The 14,740-nt window shown below is 68.4% G+C and carries 16 protein-coding genes and 1 pseudogene; 13 read left to right on the top strand and 4 right to left on the bottom strand.

Annotated features, from left to right (window positions below; translation table 11 throughout):
- The 6 genes from H0W38_RS05075 to fae all read left to right on the top strand — a co-directional run.
- A partial coding sequence (locus tag H0W38_RS05075; RefSeq protein WP_292451802.1) for an ATP-grasp domain-containing protein occupies window positions 1-954 on the top strand: 954 nt, incomplete at its 5' end.
- The gene (mch, locus tag H0W38_RS05080; protein WP_292451805.1) at window positions 947-1,999 is read left to right on the top strand and encodes a methenyltetrahydromethanopterin cyclohydrolase; all 1,053 of its coding nucleotides are present in this window, start codon (window positions 947-949) and stop codon (window positions 1,997-1,999) included. The genes H0W38_RS05075 and mch, both read left to right, overlap by 8 nt.
- Window positions 2,000-2,022: 23 nt before the next feature.
- Window positions 2,023-2,310: an excalibur calcium-binding domain-containing protein gene (locus H0W38_RS05085; RefSeq protein ID WP_292451809.1), complete on the top strand. Its 288-nt coding sequence runs from the start codon at window positions 2,023-2,025 to the stop codon at window positions 2,308-2,310.
- Between the two features lie 96 nt (window positions 2,311-2,406).
- Window positions 2,407-3,324: a RimK family alpha-L-glutamate ligase gene (locus H0W38_RS05090; protein WP_292451811.1), complete on the top strand. Its 918-nt coding sequence runs from the start codon at window positions 2,407-2,409 to the stop codon at window positions 3,322-3,324.
- A gap of 97 nt (window positions 3,325-3,421) precedes the next feature.
- The gene (locus H0W38_RS05095; protein ID WP_292451813.1) at window positions 3,422-4,294 is read left to right on the top strand and encodes a triphosphoribosyl-dephospho-CoA synthase; all 873 of its coding nucleotides are present in this window, start codon (window positions 3,422-3,424) and stop codon (window positions 4,292-4,294) included.
- Window positions 4,295-4,390: 96 nt separating this feature from the next.
- Window positions 4,391-4,900 carry a formaldehyde-activating enzyme gene (gene fae / locus H0W38_RS05100; RefSeq protein ID WP_292451815.1) on the top strand — a complete coding sequence of 170 codons (510 nt, stop codon included), beginning with the start codon at window positions 4,391-4,393 and terminating at the stop codon, window positions 4,898-4,900.
- A 99-nt stretch (window positions 4,901-4,999) separates the two neighbouring features.
- Here the strand turns inward: fae and H0W38_RS05105 are convergent, their stop codons facing one another.
- Complete coding sequence (locus tag H0W38_RS05105; RefSeq protein WP_292451817.1) at window positions 5,000-5,704, bottom strand: dihydroneopterin aldolase; 705 nt, start codon at window positions 5,702-5,704, stop codon at window positions 5,000-5,002.
- Between H0W38_RS05105 and H0W38_RS05110 the strand changes: the two genes are divergently transcribed.
- The 5 genes from H0W38_RS05110 (at window position 5,669) to H0W38_RS05130 (ending at window position 11,327) form a co-directional block, all read left to right on the top strand.
- The gene (locus H0W38_RS05110) at window positions 5,669-7,771 is read left to right on the top strand and encodes a sigma-54-dependent Fis family transcriptional regulator (protein ID WP_292451820.1); all 2,103 of its coding nucleotides are present in this window, start codon (window positions 5,669-5,671) and stop codon (window positions 7,769-7,771) included. The two genes, H0W38_RS05105 and H0W38_RS05110, sit on opposite strands and share 36 nt — an antisense overlap.
- Window positions 7,772-7,904: 133 nt before the next feature.
- Entirely contained in the window at window positions 7,905-8,510 is a 606-nt protein-coding gene (locus H0W38_RS05115) for a flavoprotein (protein ID WP_292451844.1), read from the top strand.
- On the top strand, window positions 8,489-9,952 hold the full coding sequence (locus H0W38_RS05120) for a DUF6513 domain-containing protein (RefSeq protein ID WP_292451823.1): 1,464 nt from the start codon (window positions 8,489-8,491) through the stop codon (window positions 9,950-9,952). The genes H0W38_RS05115 and H0W38_RS05120 overlap by 22 nt, the downstream gene beginning before the upstream one ends.
- The gene (locus H0W38_RS05125; protein ID WP_292451826.1) at window positions 9,949-10,617 is read left to right on the top strand and encodes a DUF447 domain-containing protein; all 669 of its coding nucleotides are present in this window, start codon (window positions 9,949-9,951) and stop codon (window positions 10,615-10,617) included. The genes H0W38_RS05120 and H0W38_RS05125 overlap by 4 nt, the downstream gene beginning before the upstream one ends.
- On the top strand, window positions 10,614-11,327 hold the full coding sequence (locus tag H0W38_RS05130) for a (5-formylfuran-3-yl)methyl phosphate synthase (RefSeq protein ID WP_292451829.1): 714 nt from the start codon (window positions 10,614-10,616) through the stop codon (window positions 11,325-11,327). The genes H0W38_RS05125 and H0W38_RS05130 overlap by 4 nt, the downstream gene beginning before the upstream one ends.
- Here the strand turns inward: H0W38_RS05130 and H0W38_RS05135 are convergent.
- The 3 genes from H0W38_RS05135 to H0W38_RS05145 form a co-directional block, all read right to left on the bottom strand.
- Window positions 11,282-11,533 (bottom strand): hypothetical protein, encoded by a 252-nt coding sequence (locus H0W38_RS05135; protein WP_292451832.1) that lies wholly within the window; start codon window positions 11,531-11,533, stop codon window positions 11,282-11,284. The two genes, H0W38_RS05130 and H0W38_RS05135, sit on opposite strands and share 46 nt — an antisense overlap.
- Window positions 11,534-11,687: 154 nt before the next feature.
- The gene (gloA, locus tag H0W38_RS05140; protein WP_292451835.1) at window positions 11,688-12,227 is read right to left on the bottom strand and encodes a lactoylglutathione lyase; all 540 of its coding nucleotides are present in this window, start codon (window positions 12,225-12,227) and stop codon (window positions 11,688-11,690) included.
- A gap of 43 nt (window positions 12,228-12,270) precedes the next feature.
- A complete protein-coding gene (locus H0W38_RS05145) occupies window positions 12,271-13,263 on the bottom strand; it encodes a LysR family transcriptional regulator (protein ID WP_292451838.1) in 993 nt (330 codons plus the stop codon).
- A gap of 176 nt (window positions 13,264-13,439) precedes the next feature.
- Here H0W38_RS05145 and H0W38_RS05150 point away from each other — a divergent pair, with 176 nt between their 5' ends.
- Together H0W38_RS05150 and H0W38_RS05155 are read left to right on the top strand one after the other, a co-directional pair.
- Window positions 13,440-14,327: an alpha/beta hydrolase gene (locus tag H0W38_RS05150; RefSeq protein ID WP_292451841.1), complete on the top strand. Its 888-nt coding sequence runs from the start codon at window positions 13,440-13,442 to the stop codon at window positions 14,325-14,327.
- 92 nt (window positions 14,328-14,419) lie between these two features.
- Window positions 14,420-14,740: pseudogene (locus tag H0W38_RS05155) on the top strand (efflux transporter periplasmic adaptor subunit); the annotation flags it as partial.

The following is a 14,740-nucleotide window of genomic DNA, read 5'->3' on the forward strand; positions in this document are numbered from 1 at the left end:
TTGCTGCCGTTGATCGGCACGGCGCCGGACGCGGTGCGGCGGGTTCGCGATCCGGCGGTTTTCTTCGAAGCGCTGGGCGCGCTGGGGCTGCCGCACCCCGAGACGCAACTCGCCGCGCCGCGCGATGCGAGCGGCTGGTTGTGCAAGCACGCTCGCAGCGCCGGCGGCTGGCACATCCGACCGGCGGACAGCGCGCATGCCATCGAGCCCGAACGCCGGCCGTACTTCCAGCGCGAACAGGCCGGCACGCCGATGTCGGCGCTGATCATCGGCAACGGCCGCCAAGCGCGCTTGATCGGCTGCCATGAGCTCATCGTGCGTGCGCTCGGTGCACGGCCCTGTGTGTACCGCGGCGCGATCGGTCCCTTGCTGTTGTCGACCCAGCGGCTTGCCGCGCTCGACGCGATGCTGCAGACGCTGACACACACCTTCGCTTTGCGCGGCCTGGCGAGCCTGGACTTCATCGACGACGGGCAGCGTTTCTGGCTGCTGGAAATCAACCCGCGCCCCTCGGCCAGCATGAGCCTGCACACGGGCGCGCTGATGCGCGGTCATGTCGAGGCCTGCCTCGACGGCCGCCTGCCGGATGCGACTGCGGCGCACTCCCCCGAACAGGACCGCGACCTTTGCGGCAGCGAGATCGTGTTCGCACGCACGGCGCTGCGCCTGAGCGACGTGCAAGCCGCCGCGCTGGCCGCACGTACCGATTGCCACGATCTGCCTGCCGCCGGCAGCCGCTTCGAAGCGGGCGACCCGGTGTGCAGCGTCAGTGCGTTCGGTGCCAGCGTGGCTGCGGTGCGGGCCGAGCTTGCGGACAAACGCCGGCGACTGCGGGCCGAATTGGCAGTCGGCAACAATCCTGGCGGCAGCGCCGAACTTCTTTCCCCCTCTCCCCCAAGGTGCGAGGGAAATGCAGCCTCGCTTCAGCGCATCACGAAAGTCAGCAATGAGTGACCCGAACCCGAACGCAGCGAACGGCAGCACCCCGCCGTTTGCCAACCATCCCCTCAGCGTCAACGCAAGCGCACAAGCGCTCGTGCAGCGCCTCGTCGATGAGGCACAGCGCCTGGGCATCACCGTGTCGCGCGACGACAGCGGCGTGAGCCTCATCGATGCCGGCATCGAGGCGCCGGGCAGCATCGAAGCCGGTCTGCTGATTGGAGAGACCTGCATGGGCGGCCTCGGCAGCGTGCAGCTTGCAGCGCAAGGCGCAACTGACGCCAGCGCGGGCTGGCCGACCTGGCTGGAAGTGCGCAGCAGCCAGCCGGTGCTCGCCTGCCTGGCCAGCCAGTACGCCGGCTGGAGCCTTGCCGCAAGCAAGGAAGAAGCAGGCGGCAAGAAGTTCTTTTCGCTGGGCTCCGGCCCGGCGCGTGCACTCGCCGGCAAGGAGGCCTTGTTCACCGAGCTCGGCTACCGCGACCCGATGCCGGCCGCGGGACGCAGCGGCGTGCTGGTGCTCGAAGTCGATCGCGTGCCGCCGCCGGTGGTGATCGAAAAGGTGCTGCGGGAATGCGGCCTGACGCCCGAACAGCTGACGCTGATCCTCACGCCAACGAAGAGCCTCGCCGGCACCACGCAAGTGGTGGCGCGCGTGCTCGAGGTGGCGCTGCACAAGGCGCACGAACTGCATTTCGCGCTCGAACACATCGTCGAAGGTGTGGCGAGCGCGCCCTTGCCCCCTCCCGGCCCCGACGCGCTGGACGCCATGGGCCGCACGAACGACGCCATCCTCTACGGCGGCCGCGTGCACCTTATCGTGCGCGGCGGCGACGACGCAGCGCGCCTGCTCGCCAAATCACTGCCCTCGCAGAACTCGCGCGACTACGGCCGAAGCTTCGCCGACATCTTCAAGGCCGCCGAGTTCGATTTCTACAAGATCGACGGCGCCCTGTTCGCACCGGCCGAGGTGTGGGTATCGAGCCTGGAGTCGGGCAAGACCTGGCATGCGGGGCGGCTGAATCTGCAACTGCTGCGCGAGCAGTGGATGGACGAGGCTTGATATGAAGGTCCCAGGAACTGCGCATGATCCGACTGGCGATCTTGCTAATCCTTGTGGCCGTTTGTTGGCAGGGCTACACGAAATATCAGAGTGCTCACGCGCAAGGTGACGTGCAGACGGGCGGATCGACCGGCGCATCGATCGACGGACCAGAACCCGCAGCGTCGCCAACTTTCAAATGCGACGGGCGAACCCATTGCTCACAGATGACATCCTGCGCCGAAGCCACTTTCTTCTTGAAGAGCTGCCCGGGCGTAAAGATGGACGGCAACAACGACGGCGTGCCCTGCGAGCAGCAGTGGTGCAATTGACCGTGCGACTGGCACTCAGGCGGCCGGTGACGAGCCTGCAAGTTTCGGTGTTCGCTGTTTTTCGGCCGCGTGACCTTTGCTGATCGCTGGTTTCTCATGCGCATCGCCCTCTTCACCGACGAAACCGGCTGGCACACCCGTCAGTTGCAACGCGCACTGCGCGCGCGAGGCGCCGAGGGCCGCTGCATCGATCTGGCCGATTGCCGTATCGACACCACGGCCGCCTGGCACGGGCTGGTAATCCCCGGCTACGGTGGTGAACTGCCCGACGCGGCCCTCGTGCGCGGCATCGCCGGCGGCAGCTTCGAGCAGGTGACCAAGCGCCTGGGCGTGCTGCATGCACTGCGCGAACTCGGCGTGCCGGTCTACAACGATGCGCGCGCCATCGAGCGCAGCGTCGACAAGTCGATGACCAGCCTGCTGCTGCACGCCGCAGGTGTTGCGACGCCGCCGACCTGGGCGATGGAGTCGGCCGCGCAGGCGCAGCGCCTGGTTACGCGCGAAAGCTCGGCCGGCCATGCGCTGGTCTTGAAGCCGCTGTTCGGCTCGCAGGGCAAGGGGCTGCAGCTTGTCGGCCATGTGGATGGCGTGCACGTGCCGCTGCCGGCGCTCAGCGGTTACGGTGAACTTGCCTACCTGCAGCGCTTCGTGCCGCCGATGCAGGCGCCCGGCTTCGACTGGCGCGTGCTGGTCGTCGGCGGGCAGGCGCTCACGGCCATGCGGCGAGTCAGCGAACACTGGATCCACAACGTCAAGCAGGGCGCGCGCGTCGAGCCGGCCATGCTCACCGACGAACTCGCCGATCTGGCGCAGCGCGCCGCGGCCGCGCTCGACATGGACTACGCCGGCATCGACGTCCTGCCCTCTCCCGATGGCCCACAGGTGCTCGAAGTCAACGGCGTGGCCGCGTGGCAGGGCCTGCAGCGCGTGACGCGCTTCAACATCGCCGAGACGCTGGTGGCCGATCTTCTGGGGCGCAAGCTGGCGCAGGCTGGCACCCGCCGCCTGGCGTGAGACGACCAGTGTCGAAGCCCGGCGATCCTCTCGAACAGTTGGGCGGCGCCATGGTGAGGACGGCCGCGGGCTCTTGCGGTCGGTCAAGGCACGCTCGATGAGCGCTGACTGTCTGCGCACAAACTTCCTTCGCGCTTGCGCGCTCGACGTCGCGGTGCGCAAGCCCGGCAACGTGAGCGCGGCCTCGCCGGGCCACGGCATGCACGCCGGCCTCTTTCTCGCCAGCGCGCAGGCTGCGCAAGTCGGGCTGTTCGCCGAAGGCGCAAGCGTCGGCGCGCGCATCGAGGCAGCCGTCGCGGCCACGCTGGCGGTCGCCGGCTGCAACACCAACCTCGGCATCGTGCTGTTGTGCGTGCCACTGGCCGTTGCGTTCGAGCAGGCCGGCGCCGCGCCGAGCGAGGCAAGCCTGCGCGCCGCCCTGCGCTCGGTGCTCGCCGCGCTCGACATCGAGGACGCCCGCGCCGCTTACCGCGCCATCGCGGCAGCCCGTCCCGGCGGCCTGGGCCGCGCCGAAGCGCAGGACGTTGCGGCCGAGCCCACGGTGACCCTGCTCGAAGCCATGCGCCTGGCCGCCCCGCGCGACCGCATCGCCTGGCAATACGCGAACGACCATGCCGATTTGTTCGACCCCGGCTTGCGCACGCTCGAGAAGCTTCGCCCGACCGACGGCATACCGGTCGGCGCCCCTGCGGTCCAGGCCCTGTTCCTCGGCTTCCTCGGCCGCTTTCCAGATGCACACATTGTTCGAAAGTTCGGCACGGCGCAGGCACAGGCTGTCACGGCCGAGGCCCTACCCTGGCTGCAACGAGCCGCCCAGGGCGAGTCGCTCGACGCCGATCCGGCATTCGGCGCGTGGGACGAAAGCCTTAAGGCGCGCGGCCTCAACCCCGGCACGAGCGCCGATCTGACGGTGGCCGCACTGTTCCTCGCTGGCACACTCGGCGCCGTTTCGCTGCCTGCTTCTCCTTGATTGCGCTCTTGGCATGGAACGTGTAAGTTCCACCGCTCACTGGCAACGCGACCAGTGTTTTCTTTTCCTGCAGAACTGCATACGGAGACTACGAACATGGCAAAGATCGACCGACTGATGGTGGGCGAATCGCTCGTGGGCGACGGCAACGAAGTTGCCCACATCGACCTCCTGATCGGGCCGCGCGGCAGCGCGGCCGAATCCGCCTTCGCGAACGCGCTGGTGAACAACAAGGACGGCTTCACCTCGCTGCTGGCCGTGGTGGCGCCCAACCTGCTGACCAAGCCCGCGACCGTGATGTTCAACAAGGTCACGATCAAGGGTGCCAAGCAGGCCGTGCAGATGTTCGGCCCGGCGCAGCGCGGCGTGGCCATGGCCGTTGCCGACAGCGTCGAAGACGGCACCATCCCGGCCGACGAAGCCGACAACCTGTTCATCTGCGTCGGCGTGTTCATCCACTGGATGGCCGAAGACGACAAGAAGATCCAGGACTACAACTACCAGGCCGTCAAGGAGTCGATCCAGCGCGCCGTGGCCGGCTCGCCGACCGCCAAGGAAGTGATCGCCAAGAAGGGCAGCGCCTCTCACCCGTTCGCGGCCAAGTAAGACCATTCGGTTTCCCGCGCGCTGCGTCGGAAACCGAAGCGTCGAAAAAAAAGCCGACCGGGCGCCCGGTCGGCTTTTTTGTTTGTTGAAGGGGCCGCGCTATCGGGCAACGGCACTGCCGGCCGGCTCAATCTCCCGCCAGCGCTCGATCGCCACGCCCACCGACTCCACGTCGTCGAACTTCCTCGGCTTGGCGACCACGACCCGCACCCAGTGCGCGCCGAACTCGCCAATCAGGATGTGGGCCACCTCTTCGGCAAAAGGCTCCAGCAGGCTCAGCCTGTGTTCCCCGAGCAGCCGCTGCAGCCGCTCGCGCACGACGCCGTAGTCGATGGTGTCCCGGATGCTGTCGGTGTCGCAGGCGCGGGTGCGTGGCAATCCGGCGGTCAGGTCGATGCGAATGGTTTGCGGCCGGTGCAGTTCGCTGTCGTGGATGCCGATCACGGTCTGGCCGGTAAAGCCCTCGATGAAAATCAGGTCCAGCGGCAAGGCGTCGGGCGCGCGGGATGTGGGCGAAGCGGGCGCCTGAAGAGATGGGCGTTGGGCGATCAAGGGCGTCTCCTGGCAGGTTCTTATTGTGCGTCCCGGCTGCAAGCGGCGGGCCATGCTCAATTTGGAACACTGCGCCACGCTGACCCGGGCTTCCACTGCATTGGCCGTGCTGCTACGGCGTACCAGAATCGACACAAAGCGAATCTCAGCAGAGGACGACATGAACACAGTGTTCCCGGCTCGCTCGACCGGCAAGCGCGACGACGGAGGCAGGCGATGAGCCTCATCGGCCTGCGCGAGGCTGGCGAGCATGCGCACCGCATCCTCGGCGCAGTGCGCGAGGGCTCGCGCGGCGCCAACAGCGACGAGGTGATGGCCAACTCCTGGACGCGCTGCCTGAAGCAGCACCGCCTGCACCCCGACCGGCCGCATTCCCCGGCCGTCGTCGCGGCGGCGGAGTTGGCCGAGCGTCAGGCACGGCTCACCGACGTGATCGACTGCGCACGCTACGAGATGGCCAGCCTGTACCAGCAGCTCGCCGACGCGGAGTCGGCCGTCGTGCTGACCGACACCGACGGTGTGATCCTGCACCTCGTTTCCTCGCCGGCCTTTGCCGAGGCGGTGACGCCGCTGGGCTTTCACGTCGGCGCGGTGTGGAGCGAGGCCGAGGCCGGTACCAACGGCATGGGCACCTGCCTGGTCGCGGCGGCGCCTATCGCCGTGCGCCGAGAGGACCATTTCTTCACCCGCCTCACTTCGCTCACCTGCTCGGCCGTGCCGGTGTTCGACCCGCAGGGCCGCATGACCGCAGTGCTCGACGTCACCAGCCGCTCGGGCCTGCAGCAGCAGCACTCGCTGGTGCTGCTGGGCATGACGGCGCAGATGATCGAGAACCGCCTGCTCGAGCTGCGCCACCCGCAGGCGCACGTGCTGCACTTCCACAGCCGGCCGGAGTTCGTCTACACCTTGCACGAGGGCAGGCTGGCGCTCGACGCCGAGGGAGGCATTCTGGCCGGCAACCGCAGCGCCCTCTTCCAGCTCGGCCTCGGTTCGGTGGCCGAGTTGCGCACACGCTGCCTGAGCGATCTGTTCCAGACCCGCCTGGACGAGATCGTGCAGCGCAGCCTGCGCAGCGCCTTCCATCCGGTGGTGAGCTACGGCGCCCAGGGCGCGAGCCGCTTCTTCGTGGTGGCGCGGCCCTCGGCGTCGGCGGCGCAGGCCGATGCGCTGCCCGGGCCCCTGAATGCCGTACGGGCTCGCACGCCGGCCCCTCGCTCCGAGCCACGCCGGGAAGCCGCGGCATCGGTACCTGCGGCAGCCGCCGACTTCGGCGATCCGCGCCTGTACAGCGAACTGAAGCGGGCTCGCCGCGCCATCGCCCGCGACATCCCGGTGCTGTTGTACGGCGAAACCGGCAGCGGCAAGGAGGTGTTCGCATGCGCGCTGCACGACGCCAGCCCGAAGGCCGGCGGGGCCTTCGTCGCCATCAACTGCGCCAGCCTGCCCGAGAGCCTGATCGAGGCCGAGCTGTTCGGCTACCGTGCCGGCGCCTTCACCGGCGCGCAGCGCAGCGGACGGCGCGGCAAGATCCTCGAGGCCGACCGCGGCACGCTGTTTCTCGACGAGATCGGCGACATGCCGTTGGCCTTGCAGGCGCGGTTGCTGCGCGTGCTCGACGAGCGCAAGGTCACGCCTCTCGGCGCCGAGGAAACGCTCGACGTGCAGTTCCAGCTGATCAGCGCCAGCCACCACGATCTCGTGCGCGCGGTGGCCGAAGGGCGCTTCCGCGAAGACCTGTATTACCGCCTCGCCGGCTTCGAGGTGGCACTTCCGCCGCTGCGCGAACGCAGCGACAAGCGCGCGCTGATCGAGCGCCTGCTGGCGCGCGAGGCGAGCGCAGGCATTCATCTGGGCAACGACAGCGGCGACGCACCGCGCCTCAGCGCCGGCGCCCAGACTCTTCTGGAACAGCACCCCTGGCCAGGCAACGTGCGCCAGTTGCGCCATGCGCTGCGCACCGCCCTGGCCCTTGCGGATGGCGAAGGGATGATCGGCGTCGAACACCTGCCCTCGCTGAGCGAGGCGCCACGCGTTCTCGCCATGCCGTCGACCGTGCGCTCGTCTGCGGCATCCGCAACGACTTCGCCGACGCCGAACGCCGACAATGCAAGCCCGGCGCTGCCGCGGCTGGGTCCCCTCCAGGCCAAGGAGCGGGAGGTGCTGCTGCAACTGCTCGAGCAGCACCGCTGGAACGTAAGCAATGTCGCCAAGGCGCTCGATGTCAGCCGCAACACCCTCTACCGCAAGCTTCACAAGCTGCACATCGCCCTGTCCCATCCGGACGCCCCGAACGGTGCCGCAAAAGCGACCCGTGCCTGAGCGGTGCGCCACTGCGCGCCGTCATCAGGATCGGCAGCGCGAGCGCGCGGGTCTGGCGGAGATTCATTCGGCCGCTGCGGTTGACCGCGCAGTGGCTGCCGACACTGACGACGCCGCACGGTGGGCCGCCGAGCTGGGTGACGATCAGGCCCCGGCCGGCGCCGAGCCGCCGCGCTCGCGTTTCGCCTGGTGCGTGACCGGCTCGGGCCACTACCTCGAGGAATCGCTCGCTCTGGCTGCACGGCTGCCGCGGGTCGACCTGTTTCTCTCGGCCGCCGCCGACGAAGTGCTGCCTTTCTACGGCCTCAAGGTCGAAGCGCTGCGCGAACGCTTTCGCGTCTTCCTCGACAAGAGCGCGAGCGCCGTGCCGGTCGGTCGGCTGTATGCCCAGGCGTACCACACCGTCGTCATCGCGCCGGCCACGAGCAACACGGTCGCCAAGTGCGCGTTCGGCCTCTCGGACACGCTGCCCACCAACATGTTCGCGCAGGCCGGCAAGCTCGGCGTACCTGGTCTCGTGTTCGCCTGCGACACCGAGCCGGTGGTGGTGACCAAGGCGCCGCGCACGCACGACACCGACTGGCTCACCCTGCGGCCACGCATCATCGAGCTGGAGAACGTGGCGCGCCTGCGTGCCATCGACTTCTGCGAGGTGCTGACCACGCCCGACGAACTCGAAGCCGCGCTCGATGCGCGCCTGAAGACGCTGCAACTTGCATGGAACACATCGTCTTCCTGACCGGGCGGCTGGCGCAGCCGTCGCTGGAACGGGTGCTGGCGTCGATCGAGCCGCCGGCCTTCAGCTACGAGGTTCGCGAGATCGGCCTGCAGGTCGCCGGGCTCATGACGACCGACATGGTCAGACGCCGGGTCGCGGCGCCTCTGGAGAGCGCGCCCGAGCGCATCCACCACGCCGCCGTACAAGGAGGCTCGCTGCTGCGCGCCGACCGCCTGCTGCTGCCCGGGCGCTGCCGCGGCGACGTCGATGCGTTGAGCGCGCATTACGGCATTGCCGTGCAGCGCGGGCCCGAGGAGCTCAAGGACCTGCCGCAGTTCTTCAACCGCGAAGCGCGCCCCATCGACCTGAACGAGTACGAGGTGGCGATCTTCGCGGAGATCGTCGATGCGCCGCGTCTGTCCGTGGAGCAGATCGTCGCGCGCGCCCGAGCGCTCGTGCGTGACGGCGCCGACGTGATCGACCTCGGCTGCCTGCCCGCCACGCCGTTCGAGCACCTGGAAGACAGCGTGCGCGCGCTGAAGGGCGAAGGCCTGTCGGTGAGCGTCGACTCGATGCTCACCGAAGAGTTGCTGCGTGGCGGCCGCGCCGGCGCCGACTACCTGCTCAGCCTCAAACTGGAGACACTGTGGGTGGCTGACGAGTGCGAGGCCACGCCCGTGCTCATCGCCAGCGACCAGAGCGACATGGCCTCGCTGTTCGAAGCCATCGAGCAGATGCAGCGGCGCGGCAAGCCCTTCCTCGCCGACCCGATCCTCGATCCGATTCCCTTCGGCTTTACCGCCTCGCTGGTGCGCTACCACGCCCTGCGTCAACGCTTCCCCGAAGCACCGATCATGATGGGCATCGGCAACGTCACCGAGCTGACCGAGGCCGACACCAGCGGCATCAACGCGCTGCTGTTCGGCGTTTGTGCCGAACTCGACGTCGCGGCGGTGCTGACCACGCAGGTGAGCAAGCATGCGCGGCGCGCCGTGAAGGAAGCAGATCTGGCGCGCCGCATCATGCACGCCGCGGCTCGCCACAACACCTTGCCCAAGGGCTTGAGCGGCGGTCTGATGACGACGCACGACAAGCAACCTTTCCCCGACACGCCGCAGGAAATCGCCGCGACCGCTGCGCTCGTACGCGACCCCAACTTCCGCGTGCAGATTTCGCCGGAGGGGCTGCACGTGTACAACCGCGACGGCATGCGGCTCGCGCAGGATGCCTTCGCGCTGTGGCCGCAGCTCGGGCTCGAGAACGACGCGGCACATGCGTTCTACATGGGTGTGGAGTTGGCGCAGGCGGAGATCGCCTTCAAGCTGGGCAAGCGCTACGTGCAGGATCAGCCGCTCGACTGGGGCGTGGCGGCGGAGAAGCGTGGCGAGAACAAGGACGAATGGTGTGCGCCGGGGACCACGCTGCGCAACACCGAGCTTTCAAAGAAGGACAGTAAACCTTGAGCGGCACAAACGACCAGATCTTCGAAACGGTGGTCACCACCGTCGCCCCCGACGGCACGCCGCATGTGGCGCCGATGGGCGTGCGTTACCGCGGCGAGCACGTCATCCTCATGCCCTTCCGTCCCTCGACCACGTTCGACAATATCTCCGCCACCGGTCACGCGGTGCTCAACCTGCTGACAGACACGCGCGTGTTCGCCGCTTGCGTGACGGCCCGCTGGCTGGGCCGGCGCGAGTGGCCGATGCTGCCGGCAGAGCGCATCGGCGGCGTGCGGCTGGCCGCCGCGCTCGGCCACGCGGAGCTCGAGCTGCACGCGCAGAGCGACGACGCGCAGCGCCCGGTGCTGACCATGGCGCGCATTCACGAAGCGCAGCACGCCGGCTTCATCGGCTTCAACCGCGCGCAGGCCGCGGTGATCGAAGGCGCCGTGCTGGTGAGCCGCCTGCACATGCTGAGCACGGAAAAAATCGACGCCGAGCTGGCCTACCTGCGGATTGCCATCGACAAGACCGCCGGGCCCGAGGAACGCGAAGCCTGGGGCTGGCTGCTCGAAGCCATCGAACGGCACCGCAAGGGCGCGGCGCCGGCCAGCGGAAGTAGCGAAGGCAGCGCGGACAGCGCAGGCGGCACGGATAGCACCAGCAGCTCAGGCGGCGCAGCATGAAGCTGCTCGTGAGCGTGCGCAGCGTGGACGAGGCGCTGCTGGCGGCGAAAGCCGGCGCGGACTTCATCGACTGCAAGGAACCGCACGCCGGCGCGCTGGGCGCCCTGCCGCTCGAAATCTTGCGCACGGTGGTCGCAGCGATGCACGAGCGTTATCCGGGTCGGCCGATCAGCGCGACGGTGGGCGATTTCGCGGCCGATGCGCGGGATCCCGTGCTCGAGCGCGTGGCCGCCACGGCCGCTTGCGGCGTGGATTATGTGAAGGTCGGCGTGCTTCCCGGCGCACGGCTCTTGCTCGATGCGCTGGCGCAATCCGGCGCGACGGTGGTGCCCGTGTTCATCGCTGATACGGGCCTCAACGAAGCCCTGCTCGCGCGCGCCTGCGAGCACGACTTCCCGGCGCTGATGCTCGACACCGCAGACAAGGCGCGGGGCAGCCTGTTCGACGTGCTGGACGAGGCAGCCCTCCAGCGCTTCGTACTGCGCGTGCGCGCGGCCGGCAAGCAGAGCGGCTTGGCCGGCGCGCTGCGCCGTCAACACCTGCCGCACTTGGCAGCGCTGGCGCCCGATTTCGCCGGCTTTCGCAGCGCGGTTTGCGATGGTGCGCGCACGGAAGCGCTCAGCGTGCCGCGCCTGCGCGAACTGCGCGCGGCCCTGGGTGCGAGTCAGGCCGACGTGCCGCTAGACCAAACGCGCAGCATCTCGTTGTAGACGCAGGCGCCCATGATGGTCAGGCGGACTTGCTCACCCGCACCTTGCAGCCAGCCCAGGGCGATGTAGTCGGCCAGTTCCCCGGCATCGAGCTGCGCCGAGCGGCCGGTTTCGATGCGGTCGACCGCGTCGCGGAAGTGCACATTGAGCCGCTCACCCCGGCTGAGCGGCAGGCCACGATCGAGCTTCGCAACGGGATTGGGCATGGTGTCCTCCTGTTGAGCAATATAGCGAAGGTGGTGTGACAGCTCGACCCTTTTCAACCTTTGGAAACTACGTGAAAACCATGTGCTGCACCGCGCAAACCGCGGCGATCGCCCGACTGCCCATCCCGCCGCCGCCGTTCTTTTGCGGCGGAGCTCAGCGGCCGAGCTGCTTCAGGCGCGCCGGCTCCACGATCTCGATCCAGTAGCCGTCCGTATCCTTGATGAAGGCGACGTCCTTCATCTTTCCTTGCTCCGGGCGTTTGACGTAGGGCACGCCGTTCTCGTCGAACCAGCGCATGGCGGCGTCGAGGTCGGGCACCGAAAAGCAAATGTGGCCGAAGCCCTGAGGCTGCGCATTGCCGTCGTGGTAGTGGAAGTCGGCTTGGTCCTCGGTGCCCCAGTTGTGCGTGAGTTCGAGCACGCCGCGCTGCGCAAAGGTCCACGCGGTGCGCTCGCCGGCGTCCTCCGGCGGCGCTGCCTCGCCTTCGGCCGGCCGGGCCAGGAAGTAGAGCGAGAACTTCATCTCTGGAAAGTCGAGTTTGCGCAGCACACGCAGGCCGAACACGCGCGTGTAGAAGTCGAGAGCGACCGTCGGGTCCTTCACGCGCAGCATCGTGTGGTTGAGCGTGAAGCCGGCAGACGCCGCGGGCGGCTGCTCGCAGACGCCGGGGTGGGATTCGGTGGTGAAGCTCATGGCAGGACTCCAGAAAAATGAGAAGGTGCTCGGCTCGACTCTATTAGCTCGACGTGGATTCGCTGAGCGCGCGAACGCAAATGGGAGCGAACTGCGCCGCCGGCTCGGGCCGAGGCAAGGTACACCGCCGCTGCATCAGATCGTTGCGCGCGAAGAGCTCGGCCACCCAGTCCACGAACACGCGCACCTTGGTGCTCAGGTGACGGTTTGGGGGATACACCACGTGAAGGGGCAGTGGATCGACGCACCAGTCGGCCAGCACCGGTTCGAGCTCGCCGCGGTCGATGCAGATCTCCAGCATGAACGACGGTGCCTGCAGCACGCCCAGACCAGCGATCGCAGCCGCCACGTAGGCATTGGAGTCGTTGACGGAAACGATGTGGCGACCCTGAATCTCGATGCGCTCGCCGTTCTTCGTGAAGTCGAAGGGGAAGATGCGGCCGGTGTGCGAGGAGAAATAGTTCACCACCGTGTGCCCGCTCTCCAGATCGCGCGGATGGCGCGGCACGCCGTGGCGCTTCAGGTATCCCGGCGAAGCGGCGGCGATGAAATGTAGCTCCGCGATCCGCCGCGCCACCAGCGACTGATCGGTCAGGACGCCGCCGCGCAGCACGCAATCCACGTTCTCGCCGATGAGGTCGACCGGCCGGTCCGTGACGCCGAGGTCGATCTGGATGTCGGGGTACAGCGCATGAAACTCGGGCAGGGCCGGCACGAGCACCAGCCGCCCGAGCGAGGCGCTGATGTCCACACGCAAGCGGCCGCGCGGGTTGGCCTTGGCCTGTGACATCCCCGCTTCCAGCTCTTCCACCTCGCCCAGCAGGCGCAGCGCACGCTCGTAGTAGGCGGCGCCGTCGGGCGTGACCGTCACGCGCCGCGTCGTTCGGTTGAGGAGCTTGGTTCGCAGATGGCTTTCGAGCGACTGGATCAGCCGCGTGACCGTGGGCTTGGGTAGCGTCATCGAATCGGCGGCATTGGTGAAGTTGCCGGCCTCGACGACCCGCACGAAGGCCTGCATTGCCGCGAACTTGTCCATCGGTTCCTTCCACTGGCGCTGTAGCGCGCTGATTTTGCGGTTGGTGACCGCCTGAGTGCACCGATTGTTGCGCTGGCGAAATAAAGCATGAGCGAAAGGGCTATTTATTAAGCCCAGGAGGCGATTTATCTTCTGCTGCATCGCAACACGACAAGCCGCCCTCGGGTGGCACTCGGATGTTCCCCGCCCCGTTCAGCCGATCCACCGCACCGATCGACGATCAGATTCCGCTCGATTCGGCCCGCTCGCTCCAAGCGCGCATCTACGGTCAACGCAGCCGCGCGGCCGCGCCCCCGGGGGCGGCGTCGGGACGGCCGCTCGCGTCGCCGCTGGTGCTGCATTTCCATGCCGGCGCCTTCGTCAGCGGCGGGCTGGACAGCGGCGGGCTCGTCGCTGGCCTGCTCGCCGAGGCCGGCGCGGTGGTCGTTTCGATCGACTATCCGCTCGCGCCAGCACAGCCGTTTCCGGCGGCCGTCGAAGCCGGCCATGCCGCGCTCGAATGGGCGCATCGCCAGCGCAGCCGGCTGGCCGGCCCGGCCGCAAACCTGTGGGTGGCCGGCGAAGAAGCGGGCGGCAATCTCGCGGCCGCCGTCGCGGCGATGGCGCGCGACCAGCAACGGCCGCCGCTCGCCGGGCAGATCCTGCTCTCACCCATGCTCGACACCTGCGTGGCGACGGCCTCGCTGCGCAAGGCGCAAGCCGGCCCGGTCGGTTGCCGCTGGGCCGACGGCTGGCACGACTACCTTGCCGGCCCCGACGACGCCATCCACCCTTACGCGGCGCCCGGCCGCGCGCTGCGGTTGGCCGGCCTGCCGCGGACCTTGCTGATCACCTCGGAAGACGACCCGATGCGCGACGAGACGCACGCGTACGCCGAGCGCCTGCGCAAGGCGGGTGTGGCCGTCGAGCAGACGCTGCTGCCTGCGCCCACCGGCTGGCCTTGCGCCTTCATGCAAACGCCGCGGGCCGAGCCGGCCTGGGCGGCGCCGCTGCGCGAGACGCTGCGTCGCCTTCTTTCAGCGGATCAGGCAAGAAGCCGCGGCGATCCGCCTACCGCGGCGTGACCCGCAATTCCCAGACTGCCTCGCGTGCGTTCCGCCGCCCATGCATTGCTTTTCGATCCACTCCTTCAACAACTCGAACTCAGGAAATCTCCATGACACGCTCCCTTCGCAAAGCCACCCGTAAGCAGCTTGCAGCCGCCGGCATTGCCTTGACGGCGCTGACCGCGATCGCCGCCGTCGGCGCCGCCTTCTTCGGCACGCAGATCAGCAGCGCCGAAGCGCCGGCCGAAGCGCCGGCCGCCACGCCGGTCTCGGTGGCCACCGTCGTGCGCAGCGACGTCTCCGCCTGGGACGAGTTCTCGGGACGGCTCGAAGCGGTGGAACGCGTCGATGTGCGCTCGCGCGTGGCCGGTGCGGTGCGCTCGGTGCACTTCCGGGAAGGCGCGCTCGTGAAGCGGGGCGGGCTGCTGATC

This window comes from Methylibium sp. (assembly GCF_013817365.1).
Taxonomy (GTDB): domain Bacteria; phylum Pseudomonadota; class Gammaproteobacteria; order Burkholderiales; family Burkholderiaceae_C; genus Methylibium.

Excerpts from the sequence above, each read along its gene's own strand:
- H0W38_RS05095 (WP_292451813.1), top strand. The coding sequence starts at position 3,422 with ATGAGCGCTGACTGTCTGCGCACAAACTTCCTTCGCGCTTGCGCGCTC.
- H0W38_RS05120 (WP_292451823.1), top strand. The coding sequence starts at position 8,489 with ATGGAACACATCGTCTTCCTGACCGGGCGGCTGGCGCAGCCGTCGCTG.
- H0W38_RS05090 (WP_292451811.1), top strand. The coding sequence starts at position 2,407 with ATGCGCATCGCCCTCTTCACCGACGAAACCGGCTGGCACACCCGTCAG.
- H0W38_RS05150 (WP_292451841.1), top strand. The coding sequence starts at position 13,440 with ATGTTCCCCGCCCCGTTCAGCCGATCCACCGCACCGATCGACGATCAG.
- gloA (WP_292451835.1), bottom strand. The coding sequence starts at position 12,227 with ATGAGCTTCACCACCGAATCCCACCCCGGCGTCTGCGAGCAGCCGCCC.
- fae (WP_292451815.1), top strand. The coding sequence starts at position 4,391 with ATGGCAAAGATCGACCGACTGATGGTGGGCGAATCGCTCGTGGGCGAC.
- mch (WP_292451805.1), top strand. The coding sequence starts at position 947 with ATGAGTGACCCGAACCCGAACGCAGCGAACGGCAGCACCCCGCCGTTT.
- H0W38_RS05145 (WP_292451838.1), bottom strand. The coding sequence starts at position 13,263 with ATGGACAAGTTCGCGGCAATGCAGGCCTTCGTGCGGGTCGTCGAGGCC.
- H0W38_RS05085 (WP_292451809.1), top strand. The coding sequence starts at position 2,023 with ATGATCCGACTGGCGATCTTGCTAATCCTTGTGGCCGTTTGTTGGCAG.
- H0W38_RS05110 (WP_292451820.1), top strand. The coding sequence starts at position 5,669 with ATGAGCCTCATCGGCCTGCGCGAGGCTGGCGAGCATGCGCACCGCATC.
- H0W38_RS05105 (WP_292451817.1), bottom strand. The coding sequence starts at position 5,704 with ATGCTCGCCAGCCTCGCGCAGGCCGATGAGGCTCATCGCCTGCCTCCG.
- H0W38_RS05135 (WP_292451832.1), bottom strand. The coding sequence starts at position 11,533 with ATGCCCAATCCCGTTGCGAAGCTCGATCGTGGCCTGCCGCTCAGCCGG.
- H0W38_RS05130 (WP_292451829.1), top strand. The coding sequence starts at position 10,614 with ATGAAGCTGCTCGTGAGCGTGCGCAGCGTGGACGAGGCGCTGCTGGCG.